Here is a 21,005-nt window from a genome sequence, read left to right on the forward strand (position 1 = left end):
ACGGGAGAGAGGAGCCGCCGTCCCGCGCCCATCGGTGGGGGCGCGGGCGCGGGACGGCGGTCATCGGCCGGCATAGCCGGCCGGATCAGCCGCGCCCGAGGGGGGATCGGGCCCGCGGCGTTCGGCGGGATCCCTCCCGACCGACAAGTAAGATATTACACTCGCCCTCGCTTTTTGTAAAATGTTACATGTCGAACGACGTGGGGCTGTCACGCTGGCGAGCCGCCGTGCGGGCTCTGAGCTGTGGTGATGCGGTGCTCTTCCCGCCTCGGCGAGGACCTCGTCGGCAGGCCGAGTCATGGTGCCCGAGAGGCCAGTCGACTTGCGCCGACCGGGCCCCCTTGTCTCCCGGATCTGGGGACGGTCGAGCCGCTAGGCTCGGGGGATGAGCGATGACCGTCCTGTTCTCCTGCCGTCGAGCGTCGAGTGGAGCGAGGAGGCGCGGTTGGTGGGTGAGGCCCTGCGGACTGTTCAGGCAGCCGCTTTGGCGACCGGTGACGATGCGCGTTATGTCCTGCCGCCGCTGCCCTGGCAGATCGCGGCCGACTGGGTCGGTGACTGCCCCACGGTTGATCACGGTTTTGAGAATCTCAGGATCATGGTGCTGCCGGAGTACGCCCTGCGCGCTGTATGGGACTGCCACAGGGCTCTTGTAGGTGCGCGCGACGGCGACGTCGAAGCTGCGCGGCTAGCCGACCTGCTCTCCCTCTACCTCGACACCTACGACACCGATCTGCACGGCCTTGTCGAACGTCTGGAGCGCGTGCTCGCCGTCCTCTGCCTCGGCATCGCCGCCGTCCGTACACTCGCCACACACCTCGCCCTCAAGCAAGGCAACGCCCCGGATGCAGTCCAGGCGGTGAACGAGATCCTCACCGCGTGGCGCAAGGCTGGCGTCGCTCCCTGAGGACGGCGTCAGCGTGCTGTTGGCGCGTCAACTGTGCGGGCGGCGAGCCAAGGGCGCCTCCTCCTTTGTGCCAACTGCGAATCCTCGTCACACCCTCCGGTTCAGCCGGCCTTGGGGAAGACAGGCGGCGTCCAACCGATGTAGGTCGCGTTCCACTTCGTCTCGAACAGTTCGGCGTCGACGATGTCGATGTAGCCGGGCCTGAGGATGTCGTTCGAGGCGACCTTGTTGTTGCCGAGGTAGACCGCGATGTGTCCAGCCCGGTGGCCGGTGTCCCAGTACATGAGTGCGCCCGGCGGCGGGTTGCGGTCCTTGTCGTGCTGCATGCTGCGCGGAACGACCTTGTAGTGGTCGATCGCATAGTTGACACCACTGAAGGACCAGCCGTAGACGATCGCGGTGTACGCGAGGCACGCCTGCTCCCACTCCTTGGTGGAGTTCGCGCCAGCATGTGCTCTGGCCCAGGCGATGGCCTCTTCGACCGTCCGCGGGTTGTTGAGCGTGTATGTCTGCTTGCCGTCGGTGAACTTTCCGCCACCTCCGCTGGGGGCGGGCTTGTTGAGGCCGCAGTCGCTGTTCTCGCTCGTCACGTCTTCGTCGGCCTTGTCGCCACCAGCCTGATTGCCGCCGGCACTACCGGCGCGCTCGAGATCGAGACCGGCGTCCTTGGCGAGCTTGCGCATCGCGTTCTCGTGTCCCGCGTACAACTCGGGGTGGGCCGACTTCTGCACGGCCTGAGCGGCTTCGCCCAGGGGCTTGAGCTGCCAGCTCTTGATGTCGACGAGCCCGGAGTTGCCACCGCGGCCGTTGAAGAAGGACTCCGCGGCGAACGATGGGTCCATGATCTGGGCCTTGCTGCCCCACTTCATCGACGGCCGCTGCTGAAAGAGTCCCACGGAGTCGCGGTCTCCGTGGTCGAGGTTCTGCAGAGTGCTCTCCTGCATCGCGGTCATCAGCGCGATCAGGGTGGCCCTGCCGGGCAACTTGAGCTTGACGGCGACGGCGTCGATGTCCTTGGCGAAGCCGATCTGCTTCTGGCGCAGCGACCCGCTCGCCTGGCCCTGGCCCCCTCCGGTGTCCGAAATCGGTGTCGTGTCGTCCGTGCCGGCACCGCTGTCGGAGCAGGAGGCCGCCGACGCCTTGCCTGCCGGGAAGAGCAGGCCCATGAGAAGCAGGCCGGCGACGAAGACGGCGACGCCGATGATGCCGAATTTGGCCGCCCCCACCTTCTTGACGATGCCGGTGGCCTGCACAGCGGCGCGGGCGATGTCCTTTTCGTCCACGGCCTACTCCTCGATGCCCAGAACGCGGGTGACCATCCACGGCGCGTTCAGATCGGCGCGGGAGACCTCGACGGTCAGGTGTCGGGTGTAGGTGTAGGGGTCGGTTCCCTTGACCGCGACGGTGACCGTGGCCTGCCGGTAGATGCGCACGGAGGTGTCGGGCGCGGGCCGCTGTTTGTCGGTCGGCTGGGCTATCTCCGTCTTCGTGGGCTTGGCCTCGACGGCCTGCGCCGCGACCAGACGGTCGAAGTCCTTGTCGCCGTGGCGCTTGAGGTTGTCGACCAGTGGGCTTGAGGCGTACGGAGCGGCCCTCTTGACAGCCGCTACGTGGGAGCCGTCCTGGTAGGGAAGCCGGGTGCTGTAGGCGGTGATGAACTCCTCGGCGACCTTGTCGGGGTTGATGAACTGGACGGAAGGGCTCGCTGCTGGGGCCGTCGGCTCCGCCGGTTCCGAACTGGCCGCGGCCGTAGGGCTGGGCTTGCTCTTCGCCTTGGCCGGGGCGTCGTCGTCGGGCCACACCAGGGCGCCTACGGCCACGGCCAGCGCGACCAGCAGGGCCAGCAGAGGGACCGCGATGGTGGTGGGGGGCTTTCCCCGGGCCTTCTTGATGGCCTGCTCGCGTTCCTCGCGCCGTGCCGAGCGCCAGCGCTTGGCCGCACGGCGGCGCTTGCGGCGCGGCAGGCTGGCGAGCTCCTCGGGCAACTCGTCCTGGCGCAGCAGGTCGCGCCATTCGGCCGGGGTGCTGGGCGCGCCGGCGCGGGAACCCCTGCGGGATCGGGCCTTGCTGTCGAGGTCGGGGGTGGGAGCGGTCGGTTCGTCTTCGTGGGGGTCGTGGGTCACGGCAGGGCTCCGTACGAGGGCATGGCGAGATGGCCCCGGGGCGGTCCGGCGCCGCGGGTGCGGGGCCGGACCGCTGGGGAACTCGGGTGCGGGAAGAGGGGGATGGACCGCCGCGGCGGGCGGCGGCTACGTGCCTGAGCTACCGGGCGGCGGCAGTGGCAGCGGGGTCCCGGTCACCGCGGTGTTCACCGCGGCACGGCCGGCAGCAGACCCGGCTGCCCGGGCGGCTGACCGTGCGGACGACGGCGCGGACGACGGCGCGGGCGGCGGGGGCGGGTACTGGCGGAACTTCGCACCCACAGGGTTGGCCGGGGCTTCGCCCTTCTTGATGACCGTCCCCTGGATGACCCGGTCCTTGGGCGCCCCGCTCTGGTCGGGGACACCGGTACGGCGAGGAGCACCCGGGCGTACCGCATAGCCACTGCCACCGGGGCCGCCGGGCTTGCCGCTTCCGGGCCGGCCCGGTCCGCGGCCACTGCCCGGACCTCCCGGACCTCCCGGATGAGGGCGGGAGCCGATCGCGGCGGGACCGGCGTCGCCGGCCTTGCGCTGCGCGAGCTCGGCCTTGGCACGGCGGGCTGCCGCGGGGTCGTAGCCGCCGGGGCCGGGCTGGTCGAGACGTTCGATCGTCCCGGGCTGGGCGGCGTAGTCCCCGCCCGCGCCGGGCCGGCTGGGCGGCGGCGGGAAGGTCCGCGACTGATGGGTACGAGTACTGGAACTGGCGCTCGCCGACGACGAATCGCCCGAGCTGCCGCCACCGCTGCCCTTGCCCGAAGACGGGTGACGGTCCATGTCGCCGAGCCCGCCGCGGCCCCGATTGCCGCCGAGCAGTTTGCCCATCCGGCGCATCTGCGCCATCCGGGTGACCGCACCGAGGACACCCCGCCCGGCCATCTGCGCGCCGCCGGCGCTGACGATGCCGTCCAGGCGGCCCTTCACGCGGAAGGCCATGATCGCTGTGGTGATGTTCAGCGCGCTCACCATGAGCCAGCCGTAGGTGGGCAGCAGCGACATCATCGCGACCGAGACCACCATGACCGTGCCGAGCAGCATCGTCGAGGTGAAGCTCACGACGACAAGACCAATGAGCATCTCGAACCACTGGACACCCCACTGGCGAGGTTTGCCTGGTATGCACCACAAGGTGGCGAAGGCGACGCCGCACACCAGGAGCATCAGGGCGCCGATCAGTGAGGCGAGCGTGGCGAACGCGAGCGTGATGACCAAGGCGCAGAAGATGACAGCGGAGACGTTGCCCGCGATCAGTACGCCGATCCGGCCGCCGGGCGAATGACCCTGACGCCACTGCACCGCCTCACTGCCGACGGTGTCGCTGTCGAGGGTGTCAGCGAGGTAGTCCTCCCGCTTGTCCATGTCCGTGCCCCGCTTGATGACCTCCTGACCCCACTTCTGGCAGGCGTTGATCGACCCGAGATCCGCGATGCACCACGGCACCGCCACGTAGGTCCTCCACACCGCGTCGGACGCGCGCCGCACGGTGTTGTCCTTCTCGTTGCCCGACCAGGCGGGTTCGGGGGTTTTGAACGGCATGGCCGCGTCGCCGCCGGCCAGTCCCGACCCGATTGTGGTCATGGCCACGGACGCGCCGAGCTGGCGGCCATTGTCGACCCCTTTCACCCACGTTTGCGGGGCGACGAGGAACGTGGTGGCGATCGCCGCGGATGCGAAAACCCAGGCCAGCTGACCGAGCATCGACTGGTCCGACCGCTTGGCCCAGGCGATGAACATGCCCACAGCCACCGCGGTGGGCATGAAGACGGTCATCATCGGGCCGGCCGCCGCGCCGATGGCACGCGAGATCGCGCCTTCGACCTCGGGCAAGCTCACGACGTTGAAGCACCACGACGTGACCACGACGGCGGCCCGGCCGATCATCGTGAGGACGATCATCAGGATGTTGCCGACGCCGTGCAGCCACCCGTCGATGAGGTCGCCGCCCGTCAGGTCGGAGGACAGCTGTTTGTCGAGCTGGTAGACGTCCGGATCGTAGGTCTCGTACAGCGTGCCCTGGCCCGGCGGCTTGATCGGCGAAGGCATCATGTCGCCGATGCCGCCCGGCTTGTACTTGTCGGTGTCGTCCGCGGCCGCGACCGGCGCGAAGACCGCGCAGGTCGCGAGCACGGCGAACGTCGGTGTGAGTAGGGCGCGCAGCCGCGGCAGCCGCACCCATATGTGCAGCAGCAGAGTGCGGAAACGTTTCGCCACGGTGGCCATCACTTCAGCCCCTCGGGCGGCCCACCCGCCGCTCCTGCTCCCGTCAGCCGGAGCAGAATCGGCGGAGTCACGAGCGGCTTCGGTGGGCACCGCCGCGACGGCGGTCACGGATCGGATGCGGCGGCGAATCGCCATACGGACCTGCCTCCTTGGATCGGCACGACGGTCAACACCGCCCGGGCCACGACGCGTGGGGGTCATTCGTCCTCCGAGGCTGCGGGTCCGGGCCTGTGGACAGAGTCAGCCGAGTCCGAGTCCGAGTCCGAGTCCGGGTCCGGGTCCTCGGCCCCGGTGGGCGGTGCGCTGTCCTTGTGCAGGTCAGGGCCGGTGGTGTCCCCCGATCGCGCGTGGTCCTCGGCCTGGTCCTGCGGGTTGGTGGACAGCGCCCGCAGCAGTTCCGCGCTGGGCGCGTCGACCTGCATGGTGGCGACCCGGTCACGGCGGTCCCGCACGATGCAGTGCCCGTGCCGGATCTCGCCGTGTGCCGTCTTTCCGACGCCATGGATCAGGGCCCGGGTCGCCTCGCCGACGGGCAGCCGCAGGAGTTCGGCCATGGCGTCCTGCTGAGAGCGGGTGGACTGCTCGAAGGCAAACACCGTGGTGATCGCCTCCAGTACGCCGTCCAGGCCGAGCAGACTCTTGGGGTCCTGGGTGTCGATCGCGAGGGAGGTGTCCAACGCCCGGCCGGTGCGCGCGATGTAGTCGATGAAGCGCCGGCCGTCGTCCGTCCCGGTCAGCACGTGCACCTCCGGGATGCTGATGACCTTCGGCAGATTGCGCAGGTCAGGACGAGCGGAGGTGTTCAACGCGTAGGCGATCAAGCCCCGCATCAGTGCCAGGGAGACGCGCTCGGTCATCGTCATGTCCCGCGGCGCGGTGCCCATTTGAGGCATCGAGAGCCCCGGCACCTGCACCAGCCACAGCCCCGGCTCGGGGCGCAGCGGGGAGGCGCCCGCCCGCGGAACACCAAGCAGTGGTGCGCCGAGCGGCGTCCGGGAGAGCTCCTCCAGGGCCTCGCCGGCCTCGGCGGCCAGCGCGTCGTCACTGTTCTTGAGGTGCTCGACCACGCGCCAGGTCGCGGCGTCAGGGTGGGCGGCGACCTCGTTGCAGGCACGCAGGAGACGGGTCTCCACACCAGCCTCGCGCATCCGGTCCGGGAGGATGATCAGCAGCTGCGACACGACCTGGAGCGCGGCGTCGCCCTCGGGCAGCAGCCGGAACAGGTCGGCGACAGCGGGGGTTTCGCTGCCGCAGGTGACGTGGTGGGAGTCCAATCCGAGGTACTCGCCGGCACGGATGAGTCCCCCCTCATCGCCCTTGAAACCGAGCATCAGCGCGAAGCTGCCCTTGAGGGCCGCGATGAGGGTGGCCAGCATCATGCTGGTCGTCTTGCCGCGGCCGCTTCGGCCCACGAAACACGTCGTCGTCGCGTCGCCTCGCGCGGAGCCGGCGGTGATGTCGATCCTGCAGACGCCCGGCGTGGTGCCGGTGAGCAGGCCCATGATCGGTCCTTCGTCGTCCCCGGCTTCCGAACCGCCCCAGAACATCGACGCGGCCAAGGCGTCGGTGGTGCGGATCTGCTTGAGGTCGTCGACGCGCAGCATGTCGCCGATCTGCGACTCCAGCCACATCTCGCGCTGTTCCTCGGAGGCGACGATGACGTCGATGCTGAGGCCGGCGTAGTGGCCGATGACGGCATCGGTTCGAGCCCGCAGGTCCTCCAGCGACTCCGTCGAGGAGACGACCAGCCGCGGGTGGTCCTCCAGCAGGGTGCGCCCGTCGCGGGACATCACCTTGCGCAGTTCCTCCATGACCAGTTCGGTCTCCTCCGTTTCGGCGAAGGTCTCGCCCGCGCTGGACTGCGCGGCGGAGCGGCGCTGTTCCTTGGCGGACTGGCGCACCTTGTCGACCGCCTTGATGGCCTGGCCCTTGCGCCACACCGTGAACCGGACGCTCGCCTCGGGGCACACCAGGGCCTCGAATCCGGTGTCGGGGTGCGTGTACGTGATCTCGCTCAGGCACCGCAGCCACTCCTGCTCGCCGGGCGTGACGATCTGCTCGGGGAACTCGTGCATCGCGAGCACGGACACCCACGCCGCGCTCTCGCCGCGGCCGTCGACCAGCCGCACGTGGTCGGCATGCGGTATCGCCTTGCTCTGCGTCAGTCGCACCAGGGAGGCGCCGGTGACAGTGGGCAGCCGCGGCGGAGCGGGCTGGGGGCGGTAGGACTCCCGGCTGATGGCCCAGGCCAGCAGCTCCACCGGGGCGATCCGGGCACGCCACGGGGTGGCCTCCAACCGGCGCTCCATACGACGCGCGAGCGCGTCGAGCTGGGCGAGCTCAGCGTCGTCCAGCCCCGTACGGCGGATGCCGAGCGCGTCACCGGTGGTGTTCTTCACGGTCGCGCCGGTGGCCGAGTCACGCTCCGCGATGCGAACGCCCAGAAGGATGTGCCGCTGCGGCAGGTCCAGCGTGTCCAAACGCTCCGCCCACATCGAGGCCACCGCTTCGACGTCCCCGGCCGAGAAGATCCGCCGGGCTTCCTCGCGGTAGTCCTCGCCGTCCAGGCGCGCCCAGATCACCTTGAGATGGCAGTCGAATCCCGGGAGCACCTTGGCCAGCGCGAGGCCGGCGGCGTCCTGCTCGGAGTCCTGCGCCGACTCGGGCATCAGGTCGGTGTTCGACGCCGACAGGACGAACCACGCCTCCGCGGCCGTATCTGTGACGACCAGGCCGTCCGCGACGGCGACGAGCTGCGGCTCCTTCATCATCCGCTCGGCCCCGAGACCGAGCATCCGGCCGAACCGGGATACGGACTTCTTGGCCGCCTTGGTGGTCGTGCTCATGGGTCAATCTCCTTGCGTACGCGGAAGCTGGAAGGCGGAGGCGGCCGGCGCCGTGACGGGCAGCCGGTCGCGGGGGCGATCCCGGAGGCGGGGCGCGCGGGCGGCGTTCGCCGGCGTGGCGGCCAGGTGCGCGGCCTGCAGATCGGTCAGCCGAAGCAGTTGGACGAGCTCGTCGCTCCCGGTGCCGACCAGATGCATCCGGCCGACGCGGAACGGTTCCTCCTGCGGTGCCGGAGCCCCCGGCGGCCCCACCAGACGCCAGGTCCGCGGAGTCGGCGCGGCCAGCAGACGGGTGGTGAACAGATCCCGGGCGACGTGGCCCAACGGGGCCGGCACCGCGCGGCACGCCATCACCACGCGGATTCCGTGCAGCCGACCGGCCGCGAGGACCGTGGTCAGGGCGTCCAGCCCGGTCCCGCCAGGAACCGGGTAGTGCCGGAAGCGCAGAAGCGCGGTGACCGTCTGGTCGCTCTCCACCAGGACGGTCCGCGCGGGCCCCGGCCGCTCCGCGCGGACCTGGTCGGCCAGTTGGTACAGACGGCGGTGGACGGAGACGGCGTCCTGGTAGAGATGGACACGCTGCTGGGCGCGGGCCCATGTGTGCTGGCCGGCGACGTCGAGGATGTCGACCTGTGTGCCGCGTCGGGCGTACTGGGCCGCCAGGGTGCGCAGCACCGTGGTGGCGCCCATCCCCGGCCACGCCACCAGCAGGGCGTGGCCGGAGCCGGGACCGAGGTAGACCGGCGCGGCGTTGTCGGTGACCCCGAGCAAGGGACCCGGTCCCTCGTCGACGGAGTCCTCCGGCAGGTCGGCGAGCCCGACCCGCCGGCGCGGCGGTTGCGACCACTTCACGCGCGCTCCCGCTGCTCCGTGCCGGAAGTCGACGAGATCGCTGCGGCCCTGGCTTCTGTTTCGGTCAGGTACAGGGCCTGGAGAGGGGTCGCGGAACGGTCGGAGATCAGGTGGAAGCGGCCGATCACCGGCGAGTACGGCGGGGCGTCGTGGCCCGAGGACAGTTGCCGCCAGAGCCGCTGGCTGCCGTACCCGAGGATGCGCGTCCGGAAGTTCCGGTGGTGCAAGGGCCCCGGTCCGGGGACCGCGCCGCCGGTGTCCCCGGCCAGGATCGTCCAGCCGTAGGCGCGGCCGGAGGTGAGAAGGAGGCTGAGCGCCTCGACACCCGGCGCCTCATCGAGCTGGGTCTCCGGGCGGCTTTCGATCCAGTAGCTGCGCAGTGCGTCGGCGAGGCGGGAGAGTTCTTCGACGAACAGGACGTGACGGGCGCCCCAGCCGGACCCCGGGACGCTGCGGGGCACGTCGTTGAGGTTGGCCGCAGCGATCAGGAGGTAGTCGTGGATCGCGGCGACGTCGGTGAGGTACCGGGCCCCGGGCAGGCCGTCGGCCCAGCGGTGCTCGCAGTAGGTGATGTCGAGGAAGTCGGTGTTCGCTCCGCGGGCAAGGGCCTGGGCGGCCAGGGAGCGCAGCACGGTGGTCGTACCGCCGCCGGACCCGGTGGCGACCAGGACGTGACCGGTGTCGCTGGGCAGCGTCACCGGCTGGTCGCCGGCCGCGAGTCCGATCAACAGGTCGGGACCGGCCTTGAGCGCGGGCGTGGAACGCTCGTCGAGACGGACCGAGTTGCGCAGGGTGATCGAGGTCATGGCACGGCTCATTTCTCAGCGCGCTTCGAGCGGCGCTGCTTCTTGCGGTACTTGGCGCGGGCGTTGGCGACGGCGTCGGGCCCGTAGGCGCGCAGACGGGGGCGGATCTGGGCCGGTGGCCCGTAGGACTCGGCCCGGTCGGCCTGGTCGGGGCTGCCCTCGGCGAACAGGGGCGCGAAGGCGGGCAGCTCGGTGAGCTGCGGGACCTGCTCACCCAGGCGTCGGGTCCGCAGCTTCAGGCCGGGCTTCGGCGCGGGGATGCGGCCGCGGCCGAGGACCGGACGCACCCCGGTGTGCAGGTAGTTGAGGCGGATCGCCCAGACCAGGAGGTTGGTCCGGCGCCAGTAGGCGGCGGAACGTTTTGCCCCGTAGTAGGTGAGGAACAGCGGGGGCAGCAGGAACAGCGGCGCCAGGGGCTGCGGGGGGAAGCCGATCAGCAGCAGCCAGAGGCCCCAGTAGGCGGGGAAGATGACGGCGCCGTAGCGCAGGGTGGTGCGCGGGAGCCCCTCGCCGAGGTCGAGTCCGAGCAGTTCGTGCTGCCGGGTCTCGATGTCCCAGTGGCGGGAGTACGTGTATGAAGTGCGCATCGGCCGGCCCGCGCTCAGCCGGTGAAGACGGTGGCGATCTTCGCGCCGACCGTCTTCAGGATCGTGACGGCCTGGGCGGAGGAGAAGACGAAGAAGGCGACGACGGCGCCGCCGACGGTGTGCGTGATGAGCGCACCCCATTCCTTCTTCGCCCAGTGGCCGAAGGCGCGCACGGCGAGGACGGCGACGAAGAGGGATCCGACGATGGCCAGGATCCAGGAGACAAGTGCGTTGTTTTCCACGGTGGAGCGCTCCCTTGCGTGAACGAAGAGATGAGGAGGTGGGGGCGGGCCGGGGACACCACGGACCGCGCCACGCCCGGCGGGGTGGCGGAGAAGAGAAAGGGGGAGGGGCTGGGCTCGGGGTCAGGAGGTGGAGGTCACCTCGGACACCTGCCATCGGGTCGCGGTGTTGGCCGAGACCTGGGTGAGGGTGATCCGGTAGGTCTGCTGGAGTTGGGCGCCGGCGAGCCTCCAGCGCACGGTCGCGGTACCGGTGCGCTTCTCACCCGTCCCGGCGTCGACCGTCCAGCTGTCGAGAGAGTCCAGCTGCAGTCCGCCGCCGAGCGGGGGGATGCGCGAGCCGGGCGCAGCGGCCTGGTCCTCGCTGCCCGCCGCCCACGCCGTCAGGAAGTCCTTGACCGTCTGCCGGGTGCCGCTGGACATCGCCGAGTCCGCGTCCGCCGCACCCGGGATCGTGTAGCTGGTCGCGGTCGGCATGCCGACCAGGGCGGGCTGCCCGGTGACCAGAACCCGGCCGTCGGACTCGGCGACCGGCACCTCCAGACCTAGCCACCGCGAGACGGCGACGTCCTTTCCGCCGGACTTGACGCTGTAGCTGACCCGGGCATCGACCCGGACCCGGGCACGCTTCCCCTCGGCCTGCGTCACCGTGCCCGGGATGGTCTGCGAGACCTGCTGCAGGCCCTGGCCGTCCCAGCCCATCTTGGGATCCGCGTCCTTCGGCAGATCCATGGCCAGGTCCCTGGCCCGTAGCTGCGGGGCCTGGGACGACCACGAGAGATAGGAACGGGCGAAACGGGCAGCGACCTGCTGAGCCTCGTCGACCGGGACGTCGTTCCGGCGCGCCTCGGCCTGCTGGTCGACCTGAGGAGCGACGGCCGGCGGCTTCGCGGGAAAAACCCAGGTGCGCACCCCCGTGAAAGCGGCCAGCCCGATGACCGACCAGATGACGACACGGCCGGCCCGCCGAGCGAAGGAACGCCCCGAGGACTCGCTCTCCTCGGCCCACCCCACCGCGTTCCAGTTCGACTCCGACGGCCCTGCACCGGCGTCGGCCGGCGCGCCCGGCGTGGAATTGACCGCCGGTACAGCGGCTTTGTGCTCACCGCCCTTGGGCTCTTTCTCGGGAAGATTCAACATCTTCCGCAAAGCGCTCATGAATTACTCCTCGGCCCATCCCGATATCCAGCTCCAGCCGGGCGGACGCGACGAGGTTTCGTCACGCCCACACCCTGCGGCGGGAAGCTCACGGATGAAACCTAAAAGTCCGGGCCTGTGGATAAAGTCCAGCGTCCGGCGACCGTTGGGGGACGCTCCTGAGGGCAGACATGGCAGTGGCCGCGAAGGATGATCCCTTCGCGGCCACTGCCCGCAGGTTCTGCTGCCTCCAGCTGTCCGACTTACTCCGCCGGTTCGGCGTCCTCGCTCAAATGGTCGTCCCGGCTGACGTCCACGGATTTCTCTGTCTCGTCACCGCTGCTTTCCACCGGCCACGCGAGGTCGTAGTACTGCGCGATGGCCTCCATGGTGAAACGTTCCTTCCCGTCGTCCTGCATTACACCGACGGGGAAGTCCTTACGCCTCAGCTTGTGCGTCCTGAGCGTGTTGGGATTGAGCTCCACATCGTGTTCGGCGAACCGCCGCGACACCTCTGCCAGGGTCAGCAGTTCAGGGCGTTCCTCGGCTGGCGCCTCCTTCTCCAGCAGCACCGGCGTGCCTGTGGCATCCGCCGGCTGCCCGGCCGAGTCCAGCTCGGAGGTGAAACGCTCACTGCAACGCTCCGCCTCCTCGGAGGTGAAACGCTCCTCCTCGTTGCGGCTCTGACCTGCGGGAACACTCTCTAGGGTGGCATCCGCAGCTTCCGCAACACCAATGGCCGGCGGCGTCTCCTTGGTGAACAGCGGACGGGAGACCTGAAGCAGGGAAGGCAGCCGCTGCGGACTGCGTGCGGGCGGCGAACCGTACAGATCCGCAGTGGAGTAGCCCCGCTCGCTGCGGAGCTTCAGGCAGTGCTCGCGGAAGGCCGCGGGATCGGCGTAGGGAACCTGGATCCACACACGCCGGTTCCCCTCGATAACGAGCATCCGGCCAGCCTTGTCGACCGATTCCGGCACCGGCGACGTATTGACAATCATCTTCCACTGGTTTGCGTTGAAGTTTCCGAGCATCAGCAGACGGAACATGTTCCGCAGGCCGCGGTTTCCGACAGCGGATTCCCGAAGGTCCTGGAACACCCCAATAATCGTGACATTGACGTGGCGGCCCATGCGCATGATGGACGCGATATCGCCCCAGATCGGATCGCTTGCCGGATCACCCTTCTCCTTGTTCTCGTTCCACCATTCCTTTGATGCGTCTCCGAATTCGTTTCCTTCTTCGAGGACGAGAGTCAGCCGGTCGAATTCCTTGCTGGGATTCTGCTGCTTTACGTAGTTGCGTGCTTCGACTTCCCGGGCCCCCCACGAAATGGCGGCGCGCATATCCCCGATGTTTCCCGGGTCGGTGTAGAGGTGAACTCCGGGGACGTCTTTGAAGCAATTGATTGACGACTGTTTGACGTCAATTCCGATGATGGTGGCGCGCTGGGCGACGAGCTGGGTGATGATCATCTGGAGGAAGCTCGACTTACCGCCACCGGATCCCACCGACAGGCCCCACATGGCGCTCTCGCCGGTCATCTCCTTGATCAGCGCATCAGCGTGGTCGTCGATGCCGAGCACGAGTTGTCCAGGCCGGCACTTGGCGATCGCGTCCTGGACTTCCGGCGCGAAGAAGTCGACCCGGTCGGGGACCTCGTAGACGACCTTGTCCTTCTGCGGCTGGAACAGGACGTAGAAGGGGTAGCGCTTGAGGTTCCATTCTCCCGACCACCGGCCGCCGAGCCGGGCATGCACGAGCTCGCGGAGCAACTCCTTGTGACCGTCCTGGCCGTGCCAGCCGTCCGGTAGCGCGATCTTCACGAACGATCTGTCGAGCGGGATGGTCACTGCCGCCAGACGCTGGGCGTCATCCCAGGCCGGCATCGTCTCCTTCAGGGCCAGGGACAGGGGGACGACCAGGGCCTGCATGTGCCGGCGCCGTGCACCGCCCCGGATGTGCACCACGACGATGAGCGGGATCAGCACACCGACGGCGCCGGCCGACCACCAGATCACCCGCTCGTGCTCTTCCAGCCACCACCACGTCCACACGGCCCATCCCGTCCAGCCGAGCAGCACCAGGCGCAGCACCACGTGCTGCCAACGGGCTACTCCTCCCGGCGCCCGCGCCTGCTCCGACAGCGGTGCTCCGCTAAGGAACCGCCCCACGAACAACGCGGCAGTCTCGGCTCCCTCATCGATCTGCCGGTCCAGCTCGCTGCGCGCCATCCATCCGCTCCTCTGCTGCTCGTCCCATACCGCCCCCGACCAGCGGGAGGGATAGCCGGGACGCTACGAGCGCGGGCCTGTGGACAGAGGTCCGCGGCAGGGGAAGCAGCGGGCAGCAGATGCTTGGACCAGGAGCGGCACGGAGAAGCAGCAGACGCACCGCGCTGCCCGGTGACGAGCAGCGCGGTGCGCGGTGATGCTGCACCTGCTGCCCGGCCGAGGGCAGCACGAGCAGCCGCTGCTTCCCTGACCGGGAAGCAGCGGCTGCTCGTGCTGCTTGTCGTGAGGCAGCAGCTGCGGTGAGCGGGCAGCACGCGCCCGCCGGGCAGCGGGTAGCAGCAGCACGGCGGGTCGTCGCGGGAAAGCAGCAGAGTGTGGGCGCGGAGAGACGGCGGGGTTACGCGACCTGACGCTTCACTGCCTGTCGCTTGACCTTGTAGACCTGACCGCGGTTGACCTCGCGGCCGAACTGGGCGAGCCAGGTCACGATGGCGCTGTCGTCGGCGCCAGGGTTCGCGATGAGGGCATGACGGATGGCGTCGGCATTCGTACGGGCGCTGGCCACAGCCTCGCGGTGCTCGGCCGGATCCGCCGAGTGTTCGCCATCACCGGGGCCCTCCGGTGTCTGCGGACCGACATCCTGAGGCCCGGCACCCTTCCCGGCGAGGGCGAAAGCAGCCACCGGTGGTGTCCCCCCGTCCGCCGCGTCCGTCGTAGGGGCGGTACCCACACGGCCGTGCTGCTCGTGCTGCTCCGGCTGCTCGTGCTGCTCCGGCTGCTCCGGCTGCTCGTGCTGCTCCGGCTGCTCCGGCTGCTCCGGCTGCTCCGGCTGCTCCGGCTGCTCCGGCTGCTCCCGCTGCTCCGGCTGCTCCCGCTGCTCCCGCTGCTCCCGCTGCTCCCGCTGCTCCCGCTGTCCGGCAACGAGTGATCCGGCAGCAAGGTCACGGCTGATGTCGATGGTCGGTGCGTCTTGCTGCTCCGGCGTGAGGGTGGTCCCGGCAAGGCGCACAGCTGCCTGGGGGAGTCCCTGCTCTTCGGGCGGGGAGAGAGCAGAAGCGTCGATGGCGGTCGTCCCCAGAGGCACGCCGACGCGTGCCAGCCGTAGCGGCAGCAGCTCGTCGAGTGAAGCGCGGCGGCGCCATTTCCGTCCGTGCTTGACCTCGAGCCTGGCCTCGTAGACGAGGCGGTCCTGCTCCGCCTTGATGATCTGGGAGTACTGGCGGATCTCCCACAGCCGCATCTTGCGCCACAGAAGGAACGTGGGCAGGGGCGCGAGGATCCATCGAGCGAGCCGAACGCCCTCCATGTGCCGGTCCGCGGTGATCGCCGCGAGTCGGCCGACCGCGTGTCGGGCCGCTTCGACCGTGACGACGAAGAGGACGGGGATGGTCGCGTGCATGCCGACGCCGATCGGATCGGGCCATGCGGCCGCAGCGTTGAAAGCGATGGTGGCTGCCGTCAACAGCCACGCAGCCTGACGCAGCATGGGCAGCGGTATCCGCAGCCAGGTGAGCAGCAGGTCCAGTGCGAGGAGAACGGCGATGCCGGCGTCGACCCCGATGGGGAAGTACGCGGAGAAGCCGCCGAAGCCCTTGTGCTCGGCGAGCTCGCGCACAGCAGCGTACGAGCCGGCGAATCCGATGGCGGCGATGATCACTGCCCCGAGCACGACGACCGTGATCAGGGCACGTTGTGTTCTGGTCAGGCTGTCCACGCCGCTCACTCCTTTGATCACTCCGTGCGGGGAGTGTGCGGAGCGCAGCCTGTGGACAGAGACCAGGGCCGAGCGTCAGGGACTCATGTGCGCTCAGCGTCCGCGGTCGAGGTCCTGGGCCGGGTGTCAGCTGCCGGTGGAGGACAGCGGACCGGACCTGCTGAGCCAGTTGCGGACCTCCTGGACGTCGCGGGCGCTGCGGGCGTCCTTCGCCGGGAACGGGTCGCGGCAGCCGGCCGGGTATCGGCGCGCGTACCCCCGCAGGCTGCCGATGCTGATGCCGAGCTCGGCGGCGAGCTCGGACGGCGTGAGCCGGACCGCAGCGGCCGGACCCGCGTCGGGCGTCTCCGCAGAATCGAGGATGTCGAGCCCGAACATCTTGACCCGCCACTTGTCGGGCACGCTGTGGCCCTGGGCGGTAGCGACGCGGATTCGTTCGAGGACGTCACGCTGGGCGTAGGTGAGGCCCTGCTCGTCGCGCCCCGGGTTGGGGTCGTTCTTCTCCTGGTCGTGGACGGCCAGCAGCCAGGTGCTGCGCTCCTGCCACGACGCCGCACTGCTGGGCGGGGGGTCGTTCCTGCGCAGAATCCACGAGCGTACGGCGGGCCAGGAGCGAAGGGAGATCTTGCCCTGCCGAGTGGCCGGCGGGAAGGGGTCGCTGCTGAGCCCAGGCTTCGCGGAGGCGGCGTAGTACTGGATGGCCTCCCTGGTGACGCCGAGGACCTCTGCCGTCTCCTTGACCGTCAGGGACTCGGCGGACGGCCGGGCGGCGCGGGCACGCTGAGCCAGGTCCTGGGGGCCGCGCCGCTTCTCGTCGAGGAGGTTCGGGTGCTGCTGGAGCCAGTCGAGCACCTTGTCGCGGCTGCGGAGGTGGAATCGGTCCTGCTGGCCTTCGTCCGGGGGGAAGTCGTCGTAGGCGTCGATCCAGTTGTGCACACCGCTTTCGGTGCGGCCGGTTGCGGCGGCGATGTCCGGCACGGTGATCTGGTCGGGCAGCTTGGCAAACGCCTTCTGGATGGCTGAGTTCATGGTGTCTCCAGGGTGCTGGGTGGGGCAGCACGGGGAGCCACCCTCATCAGAGGCTAATTTACTCCTAAGTGAGCGTCTTGTCTAGTTAGACGTTACGACGGGTGCCGTGATGCCGCGAGGACCGGCGTCACCGGCCCAGTGCTGTTGTGACGGCGTCGAGGCAGGCCCGGGTGTCCTCGTAGTAGAGGCCGAGCGGTGTGTGCGGATAGCCGGGCGACTCGTACAGCGGCGTCACGCCGGCCGAGGTCACCAGACGCGCCTGCCATCCGCCGTGCTGGCTGACGGGGTGCGTGATGTGGTTGCGGTAGTGGACGAAGACGTACGGCAGGCTGTCGGTGTGGCCGATCACGAGGGTGGCCACGCGCTGCAACTGAGGGGAGTAGCCGGGCTGCTCGGCGATGTGCCGGTCGCGCAGCATGCGGCGCAGGAGCCGGTCGGCGCGGCACTCGCAGGTGTCGACCGCGCACCGCTGGTTCTCCACCCACGTGCTGAGGTCACTGACTGCGCGGACGATCTCGGCCATCTCGGACTTGCCGCGTTCCCACAGGGCGTCGTCGGGGCCATCGGGCATGTTCAGCTCCGCCTCCGTGGCGCGGGCCTCCAGGAGGAGGGTGGCCAGCCTCAGCCCGAGGCGGCCGAAGCAGGCGGGCACGTCGCCGCGGGCGAGTGAGGCGAGCGGGCCGGCGCTCTCGCCGAAGTCAGTGGCGGCGGCGATCGCGTGGGCCGTGGTCTCGATGCGCATGGGGACTCCGTTTCGGCAGGGGAAAAGGTTCAGGTGCTGGACGGCTTCGGTTTCCGCGCCGGCAGGCGCTGCCAGGTGGGCTCACACATTTCGATGTCACAGTCCGCCCGGGCGGAGTCGCCCTTGGCGGCGTAGATCCCTTCCCAGGTCGTCTTGCGGCTCTGAGCCTTGCCCGGGGCGTTGTACGGGCCCTCGTACCAGGTGAGGGTCTGCCCGTCGCGCGTGAGAGTGGAGTTGCTGCGCCGGTACAGCTGCAGGTCGCGGGCGAGGAGAGCATCGTCGGTGTACGTCGCGACGATCACGGTGCGGTACAGCGGGGTGCTCGGCCCCATACCGATGTTGCGGGCCATGAGCTGCTCCTTGTGCTGGTGGCGGTGGCTGCGGCACGGGTGGGCTGCGACGCGGTGTCCCCGGCCGGTGCTAGGCGGGCCAGAGGAGGGAGGTCTCGGCGCAGACGGCGCGCCCGAAGATCTTGGAGTTCTTGGAGCGGAGCTGGTGGAGAACCTCGTCGGCGCGCTCCTCGGATACGCCGAACACGGCGAAGGCGGCCCGGCTGCGGTCCGCGCTCTTGGTGGCTTCGGCTACGCGGGTCTCGGCGGTGTACAGACCCTGCAGCGCGTTGGCGGCCGCGATCTCACGCGCGGCTTCGACGAGGGGTGCGATCTCGTCGAGGTGGGCGTTCAGCACCTGCTCGGCATGCTCGGCGACGCGGTCGCGGACAGCCCGTACTGAGACCAGGTGGTCGTCCTGCTCGCACTTCATCCAGTCGAATTCCCACGTCGACGTCCCGTCCGGGCTGAAGAAGTGGGCGGAGAAGGTGAGCGGGATCCGGAAGCGTGTGGTGACCTCCACGACCAGTGCCACGCGCTGGGAGTTGGCGTAAATGGTGTGGAGGGTCGGGCGGAATGTCACCGTCGCCGGGCGGCCGTCGATCCTGGACTCGATCGTCTTGGCGGGCGGGTCCTGGCGGTGGTCGTAGGGCTCCTGGCCCGGGTGCTGCTGGATGGCGAAGTCCTTCCGGCGGGGGAGTGTGTGGGGTACGGGCGCTAGTTGCTGGGGGAGAGGAAGACGGCGGGAACGGCGTCTTCGGGCACGTCCTCGGCGGAGTCGTACTTGTCGTAGTAGAGATCGCCGTAGTTGCCGCCGCCGGGGTTGGGCACGTACCGGCCGGTCTCGATTCCGGTCTGGGCCGGCGAGTGCCGTCCCTCCCACGGGTGTTCGGCAGACGTGAGGACCACAAGCGCGTCACCGGGCATGTCGTCGAGCGCTGCCAGAGCGGCACGAAGGGCGTCGAGCCGCAGACCGCCCAGCTTCAAGGCGAAAGGGCCCTCCCAGTCGGGGGAGCGGTGTGCCTCGCGGATTGCGTGGCCCTCTGCGGCGTGCGCGGCTGCTTCGTCGGTGCTGATGGGCCGCAGTTCGTTGGTGACGCTGACGCGCCAGTGCCCGGCGCCCATACCGAGCGTGGGCTCGGCGAGGTGGATTACGTCGTTCCACCGCAGATGGCGGAGGCTGGCCACGCCGTCGACGACCAGGGCGTGCGGATCGACCGCCACGCCGTTGTCTTCCTCCATGTCGTGCTCCAGCTCGTGTCGGCGGTGCGGTGATCGGATTCGGGGATACGTGATGTCAGCCGCGCCCGTGAGGCAGACCACCGATGGCCCGGCGGCGCCGTTCGTCCGCCTCACGCTCGGCCAGAGCGGAGCGGGCGGAGCTCAGGCGGCGGTAGAGGTCGAGGTCCGCCGTCTCCAGGGCAGCGGCCATGGCGGCGCTGTACGACTGCCAGGAGGGGGTGCCTGCTCCGGACGAGGTGTGAGGCTGAGGCACGACGGATCTCTTGCGGATCGGTCGGGCGGGTTCGGTGCTCGGGATCAGCCGGAAGCACCGTCCAGATCCAGGTCGCCCGGTTCCCAGATGAAGGAGCCGCCCATCCAGTCGTCGTCCCCGGCGGGGAGGAACTCGCGCGGGATGATCATCACGAGCTCGTCGCGACGCCAGTGGAAGTTGACGCCGTCCAGGGCCACGGACTTGGGCCGCCTGAGGAGCTTGCGCACCTTCGCGGGCCAGGAGCTGGTGATGTGGACGCCCCAGTAGATGCCGCGGCGCGCGGCAGTGGGCTGCTCGCAGTCGCCGAGGTACCAGTCGTAGTCCCGCACATCCCCGGCCCGGACGATGCGCAGCGCGCCGGGGTCGGTGCCCTCGGGCGGCTGCTGGTACGGCATGCCGGTCGCGTCGTCGGCGACCGGTCGGGAGGTCACGATGACCGGGAGGAGTTCAACGAGTTCCGGCATGGACGCTCCCTTTTTCGGTGTGGTGTGAGGCCCTTGCCTACAACCTCTAATTTACTCATCACCGCGCCGTATGTCAAATCTTGCATGTCGTGCGGTCGGGAGTGCCCACCCGGACGCGGGTGGCTTCGCCCGGCTCACTCTGTGACGGTGGTGTCCCCGGGCCAGGTCACGACCGGCTCCACCCGTGCGGCGGTGCGGTCCCGCGCGACGACGCCCCACATGTCGTCCCAGTGGTCTGCGCCCATGCACTTCAGCAGTCCGGTGAAACGGTGCCCCGGGAAGCCGTCGATCACCTCCTGCACATCGCCCTCCAGGTCGTAGCCGTCCAGCCACTCGACGTCGGCGGAGATGAGCCGGCGCGCGGTGAAGGTCCCCGGCGTGCCGGGGACCTCTTCGGCCTCCAGCCGCACGGACCGTACGGGCAGGCCGTCCGCGTCCGTGTCGTCGAAGGGGATGCCCCTGGAGGCCGGCCAGATCAGCGCCGGCTCGATGATGATCTCGCCGGTAACAGAGGTGTAGCTGCTCACGGGGATTCCTTGGGTGTGGTCGGCGGTCCCGCCCCGGGCTTGCGGCGCGGCCCGGCTGCGGTCCGGGTGTGTGTGGACGCGGAACGAGGTGCAACAGTGCGGGCAACGTGCCCCGCAACGGACTCTGCGTTGCACCTCTGGCCTGGGAAAACGCCCGTGTCGGGCGCCGCTGCGGCCTGTTTCGCGCGCAGCGGCGGTACGAGGCGGAGACCTTAGAGGGTGCCGTAGCGGGCGCGGTCGGGCACGGGGTAGGCGGAGCAGCCGGGGTGAAGATCGTGTTCGCTCCCGGTCTGCGCGAACTCGGAGGAGTCGTAGAGCCAGGGGCGGCGACGGCGGTCGATCGAGCGGTCGAGACTGCGGCCGAGGTCGGTGGCGCGGGGGCCGAAGGCAAGGCGGTGGCTGTTGGCCCAGGCGCCTTCGGGGTCACCGCCGCCGAGGTGGCTCAGGCAGGTCCAGGCGAGCGGGGTGAAGCGGTTGCGCAGCGGGTGCTTGACGTGTTCCCACTCGCGGTCGGTCCCGTCCAGCGCGCTGTCCAGGGCCTTGAGGGCGTTGAGGCTGGCTCCGAAGCCGTGCATGAGCGTGACGTTGAGCCCTGTCGGCCTGCCGTGGTAGACGAACACCCGGTACTCCGGGTGCCCGTCATCGGCGCGCAGCGAGGTCTCGTCGAGGATGGCGTGCAGGGCGTTGTGGAGGTCGGTCGTCGTCAGCCGCGTGTGTGCCATGGTGTCTCCTCGGTTCG

21 protein-coding genes are annotated in these 21,005 nt (G+C 69.6%); 1 reads left to right on the top strand and 20 read right to left on the bottom strand.

Annotation, left to right across the window (positions count from 1 at the left end):
• The first annotated feature begins 385 nt into the window (after positions 1 to 385).
• The gene (locus AB0M67_RS19325) at positions 386 to 907 is read left to right on the top strand and encodes a hypothetical protein (protein WP_365746908.1); all 522 of its coding nucleotides are present in this window, start codon (positions 386 to 388) and stop codon (positions 905 to 907) included.
• 101 nt (positions 908 to 1,008) lie between these two features.
• Here AB0M67_RS19325 and AB0M67_RS19330 read toward each other — a convergent pair whose 3' ends face one another.
• The 20 genes from AB0M67_RS19330 to AB0M67_RS19425 form a co-directional block, all read right to left on the bottom strand.
• A complete protein-coding gene (locus AB0M67_RS19330; protein ID WP_365746910.1) occupies positions 1,009 to 2,190 on the bottom strand; it encodes a peptidase M23 in 1,182 nt (393 codons plus the stop codon).
• 3 nt (positions 2,191 to 2,193) lie between these two features.
• The gene (locus AB0M67_RS19335; RefSeq protein WP_365746911.1) at positions 2,194 to 3,030 is read right to left on the bottom strand and encodes a hypothetical protein; all 837 of its coding nucleotides are present in this window, start codon (positions 3,028 to 3,030) and stop codon (positions 2,194 to 2,196) included.
• A 126-nt stretch (positions 3,031 to 3,156) separates the two neighbouring features.
• Complete coding sequence (locus AB0M67_RS19340; protein ID WP_365746913.1) at positions 3,157 to 5,265, bottom strand: hypothetical protein; 2,109 nt, start codon at positions 5,263 to 5,265, stop codon at positions 3,157 to 3,159.
• Between the two features lie 197 nt (positions 5,266 to 5,462).
• A complete protein-coding gene (locus AB0M67_RS19345; protein WP_365746914.1) occupies positions 5,463 to 8,111 on the bottom strand; it encodes an ATP-binding protein in 2,649 nt (882 codons plus the stop codon).
• Positions 8,112 to 8,114: 3 nt separating this feature from the next.
• On the bottom strand, positions 8,115 to 8,963 hold the full coding sequence (locus AB0M67_RS19350) for a hypothetical protein (RefSeq protein WP_365746916.1): 849 nt from the start codon (positions 8,961 to 8,963) through the stop codon (positions 8,115 to 8,117).
• Complete coding sequence (locus tag AB0M67_RS19355; protein WP_365746918.1) at positions 8,960 to 9,769, bottom strand: cell division protein FtsK; 810 nt, start codon at positions 9,767 to 9,769, stop codon at positions 8,960 to 8,962. The genes AB0M67_RS19350 and AB0M67_RS19355 overlap by 4 nt, the downstream gene beginning before the upstream one ends.
• Positions 9,770 to 9,777: 8 nt before the next feature.
• A complete protein-coding gene (locus AB0M67_RS19360) occupies positions 9,778 to 10,356 on the bottom strand; it encodes a hypothetical protein (protein WP_365746920.1) in 579 nt (192 codons plus the stop codon).
• A gap of 14 nt (positions 10,357 to 10,370) precedes the next feature.
• Complete coding sequence (locus tag AB0M67_RS19365) at positions 10,371 to 10,598, bottom strand: hypothetical protein (protein WP_365746922.1); 228 nt, start codon at positions 10,596 to 10,598, stop codon at positions 10,371 to 10,373.
• 123 nt (positions 10,599 to 10,721) lie between these two features.
• Entirely contained in the window at positions 10,722 to 11,756 is a 1,035-nt protein-coding gene (locus tag AB0M67_RS19370) for a conjugal transfer protein (protein WP_365746923.1), read from the bottom strand.
• Positions 11,757 to 11,998: 242 nt separating this feature from the next.
• Positions 11,999 to 13,966: a hypothetical protein gene (locus tag AB0M67_RS19375; RefSeq protein WP_365746925.1), complete on the bottom strand. Its 1,968-nt coding sequence runs from the start codon at positions 13,964 to 13,966 to the stop codon at positions 11,999 to 12,001.
• Positions 13,967 to 14,363: 397 nt separating this feature from the next.
• Positions 14,364 to 15,689 (bottom strand): DUF2637 domain-containing protein, encoded by a 1,326-nt coding sequence (locus AB0M67_RS19380; protein WP_365746926.1) that lies wholly within the window; start codon positions 15,687 to 15,689, stop codon positions 14,364 to 14,366.
• 117 nt (positions 15,690 to 15,806) lie between these two features.
• Positions 15,807 to 16,709, bottom strand: coding sequence for a hypothetical protein (locus AB0M67_RS19385; protein ID WP_365746928.1), 903 nt, complete (start codon positions 16,707 to 16,709; stop codon positions 15,807 to 15,809).
• Between the two features lie 127 nt (positions 16,710 to 16,836).
• Positions 16,837 to 17,451 carry a hypothetical protein gene (locus AB0M67_RS19390; RefSeq protein WP_365746930.1) on the bottom strand — a complete coding sequence of 205 codons (615 nt, stop codon included), beginning with the start codon at positions 17,449 to 17,451 and terminating at the stop codon, positions 16,837 to 16,839.
• A gap of 29 nt (positions 17,452 to 17,480) precedes the next feature.
• Positions 17,481 to 17,801, bottom strand: a complete 321-nt coding sequence (locus AB0M67_RS19395) for a hypothetical protein (RefSeq protein ID WP_365746932.1) — start codon at positions 17,799 to 17,801, stop codon at positions 17,481 to 17,483.
• A gap of 70 nt (positions 17,802 to 17,871) precedes the next feature.
• On the bottom strand, positions 17,872 to 18,363 hold the full coding sequence (locus tag AB0M67_RS19400) for a hypothetical protein (protein ID WP_365746934.1): 492 nt from the start codon (positions 18,361 to 18,363) through the stop codon (positions 17,872 to 17,874).
• Positions 18,364 to 18,497: 134 nt separating this feature from the next.
• The gene (locus tag AB0M67_RS19405) at positions 18,498 to 19,022 is read right to left on the bottom strand and encodes a hypothetical protein (protein WP_365746936.1); all 525 of its coding nucleotides are present in this window, start codon (positions 19,020 to 19,022) and stop codon (positions 18,498 to 18,500) included.
• Between the two features lie 55 nt (positions 19,023 to 19,077).
• Positions 19,078 to 19,275: a hypothetical protein gene (locus AB0M67_RS19410; protein WP_365746938.1), complete on the bottom strand. Its 198-nt coding sequence runs from the start codon at positions 19,273 to 19,275 to the stop codon at positions 19,078 to 19,080.
• 44 nt (positions 19,276 to 19,319) lie between these two features.
• Positions 19,320 to 19,739, bottom strand: a complete 420-nt coding sequence (locus AB0M67_RS19415; protein ID WP_365746940.1) for a hypothetical protein — start codon at positions 19,737 to 19,739, stop codon at positions 19,320 to 19,322.
• A 134-nt stretch (positions 19,740 to 19,873) separates the two neighbouring features.
• Complete coding sequence (locus AB0M67_RS19420) at positions 19,874 to 20,266, bottom strand: DUF6205 family protein (protein ID WP_365746941.1); 393 nt, start codon at positions 20,264 to 20,266, stop codon at positions 19,874 to 19,876.
• A gap of 212 nt (positions 20,267 to 20,478) precedes the next feature.
• On the bottom strand, positions 20,479 to 20,988 hold the full coding sequence (locus AB0M67_RS19425; protein WP_365746943.1) for a hypothetical protein: 510 nt from the start codon (positions 20,986 to 20,988) through the stop codon (positions 20,479 to 20,481).
• Between the last annotated feature and the right edge of the window lie 17 nt (positions 20,989 to 21,005).

Source organism: Streptomyces sp. NPDC051662 (genome assembly GCF_040681655.1).
In the GTDB taxonomy this organism is placed as follows: Bacteria; Actinomycetota; Actinomycetes; order Streptomycetales; family Streptomycetaceae; genus Streptomyces.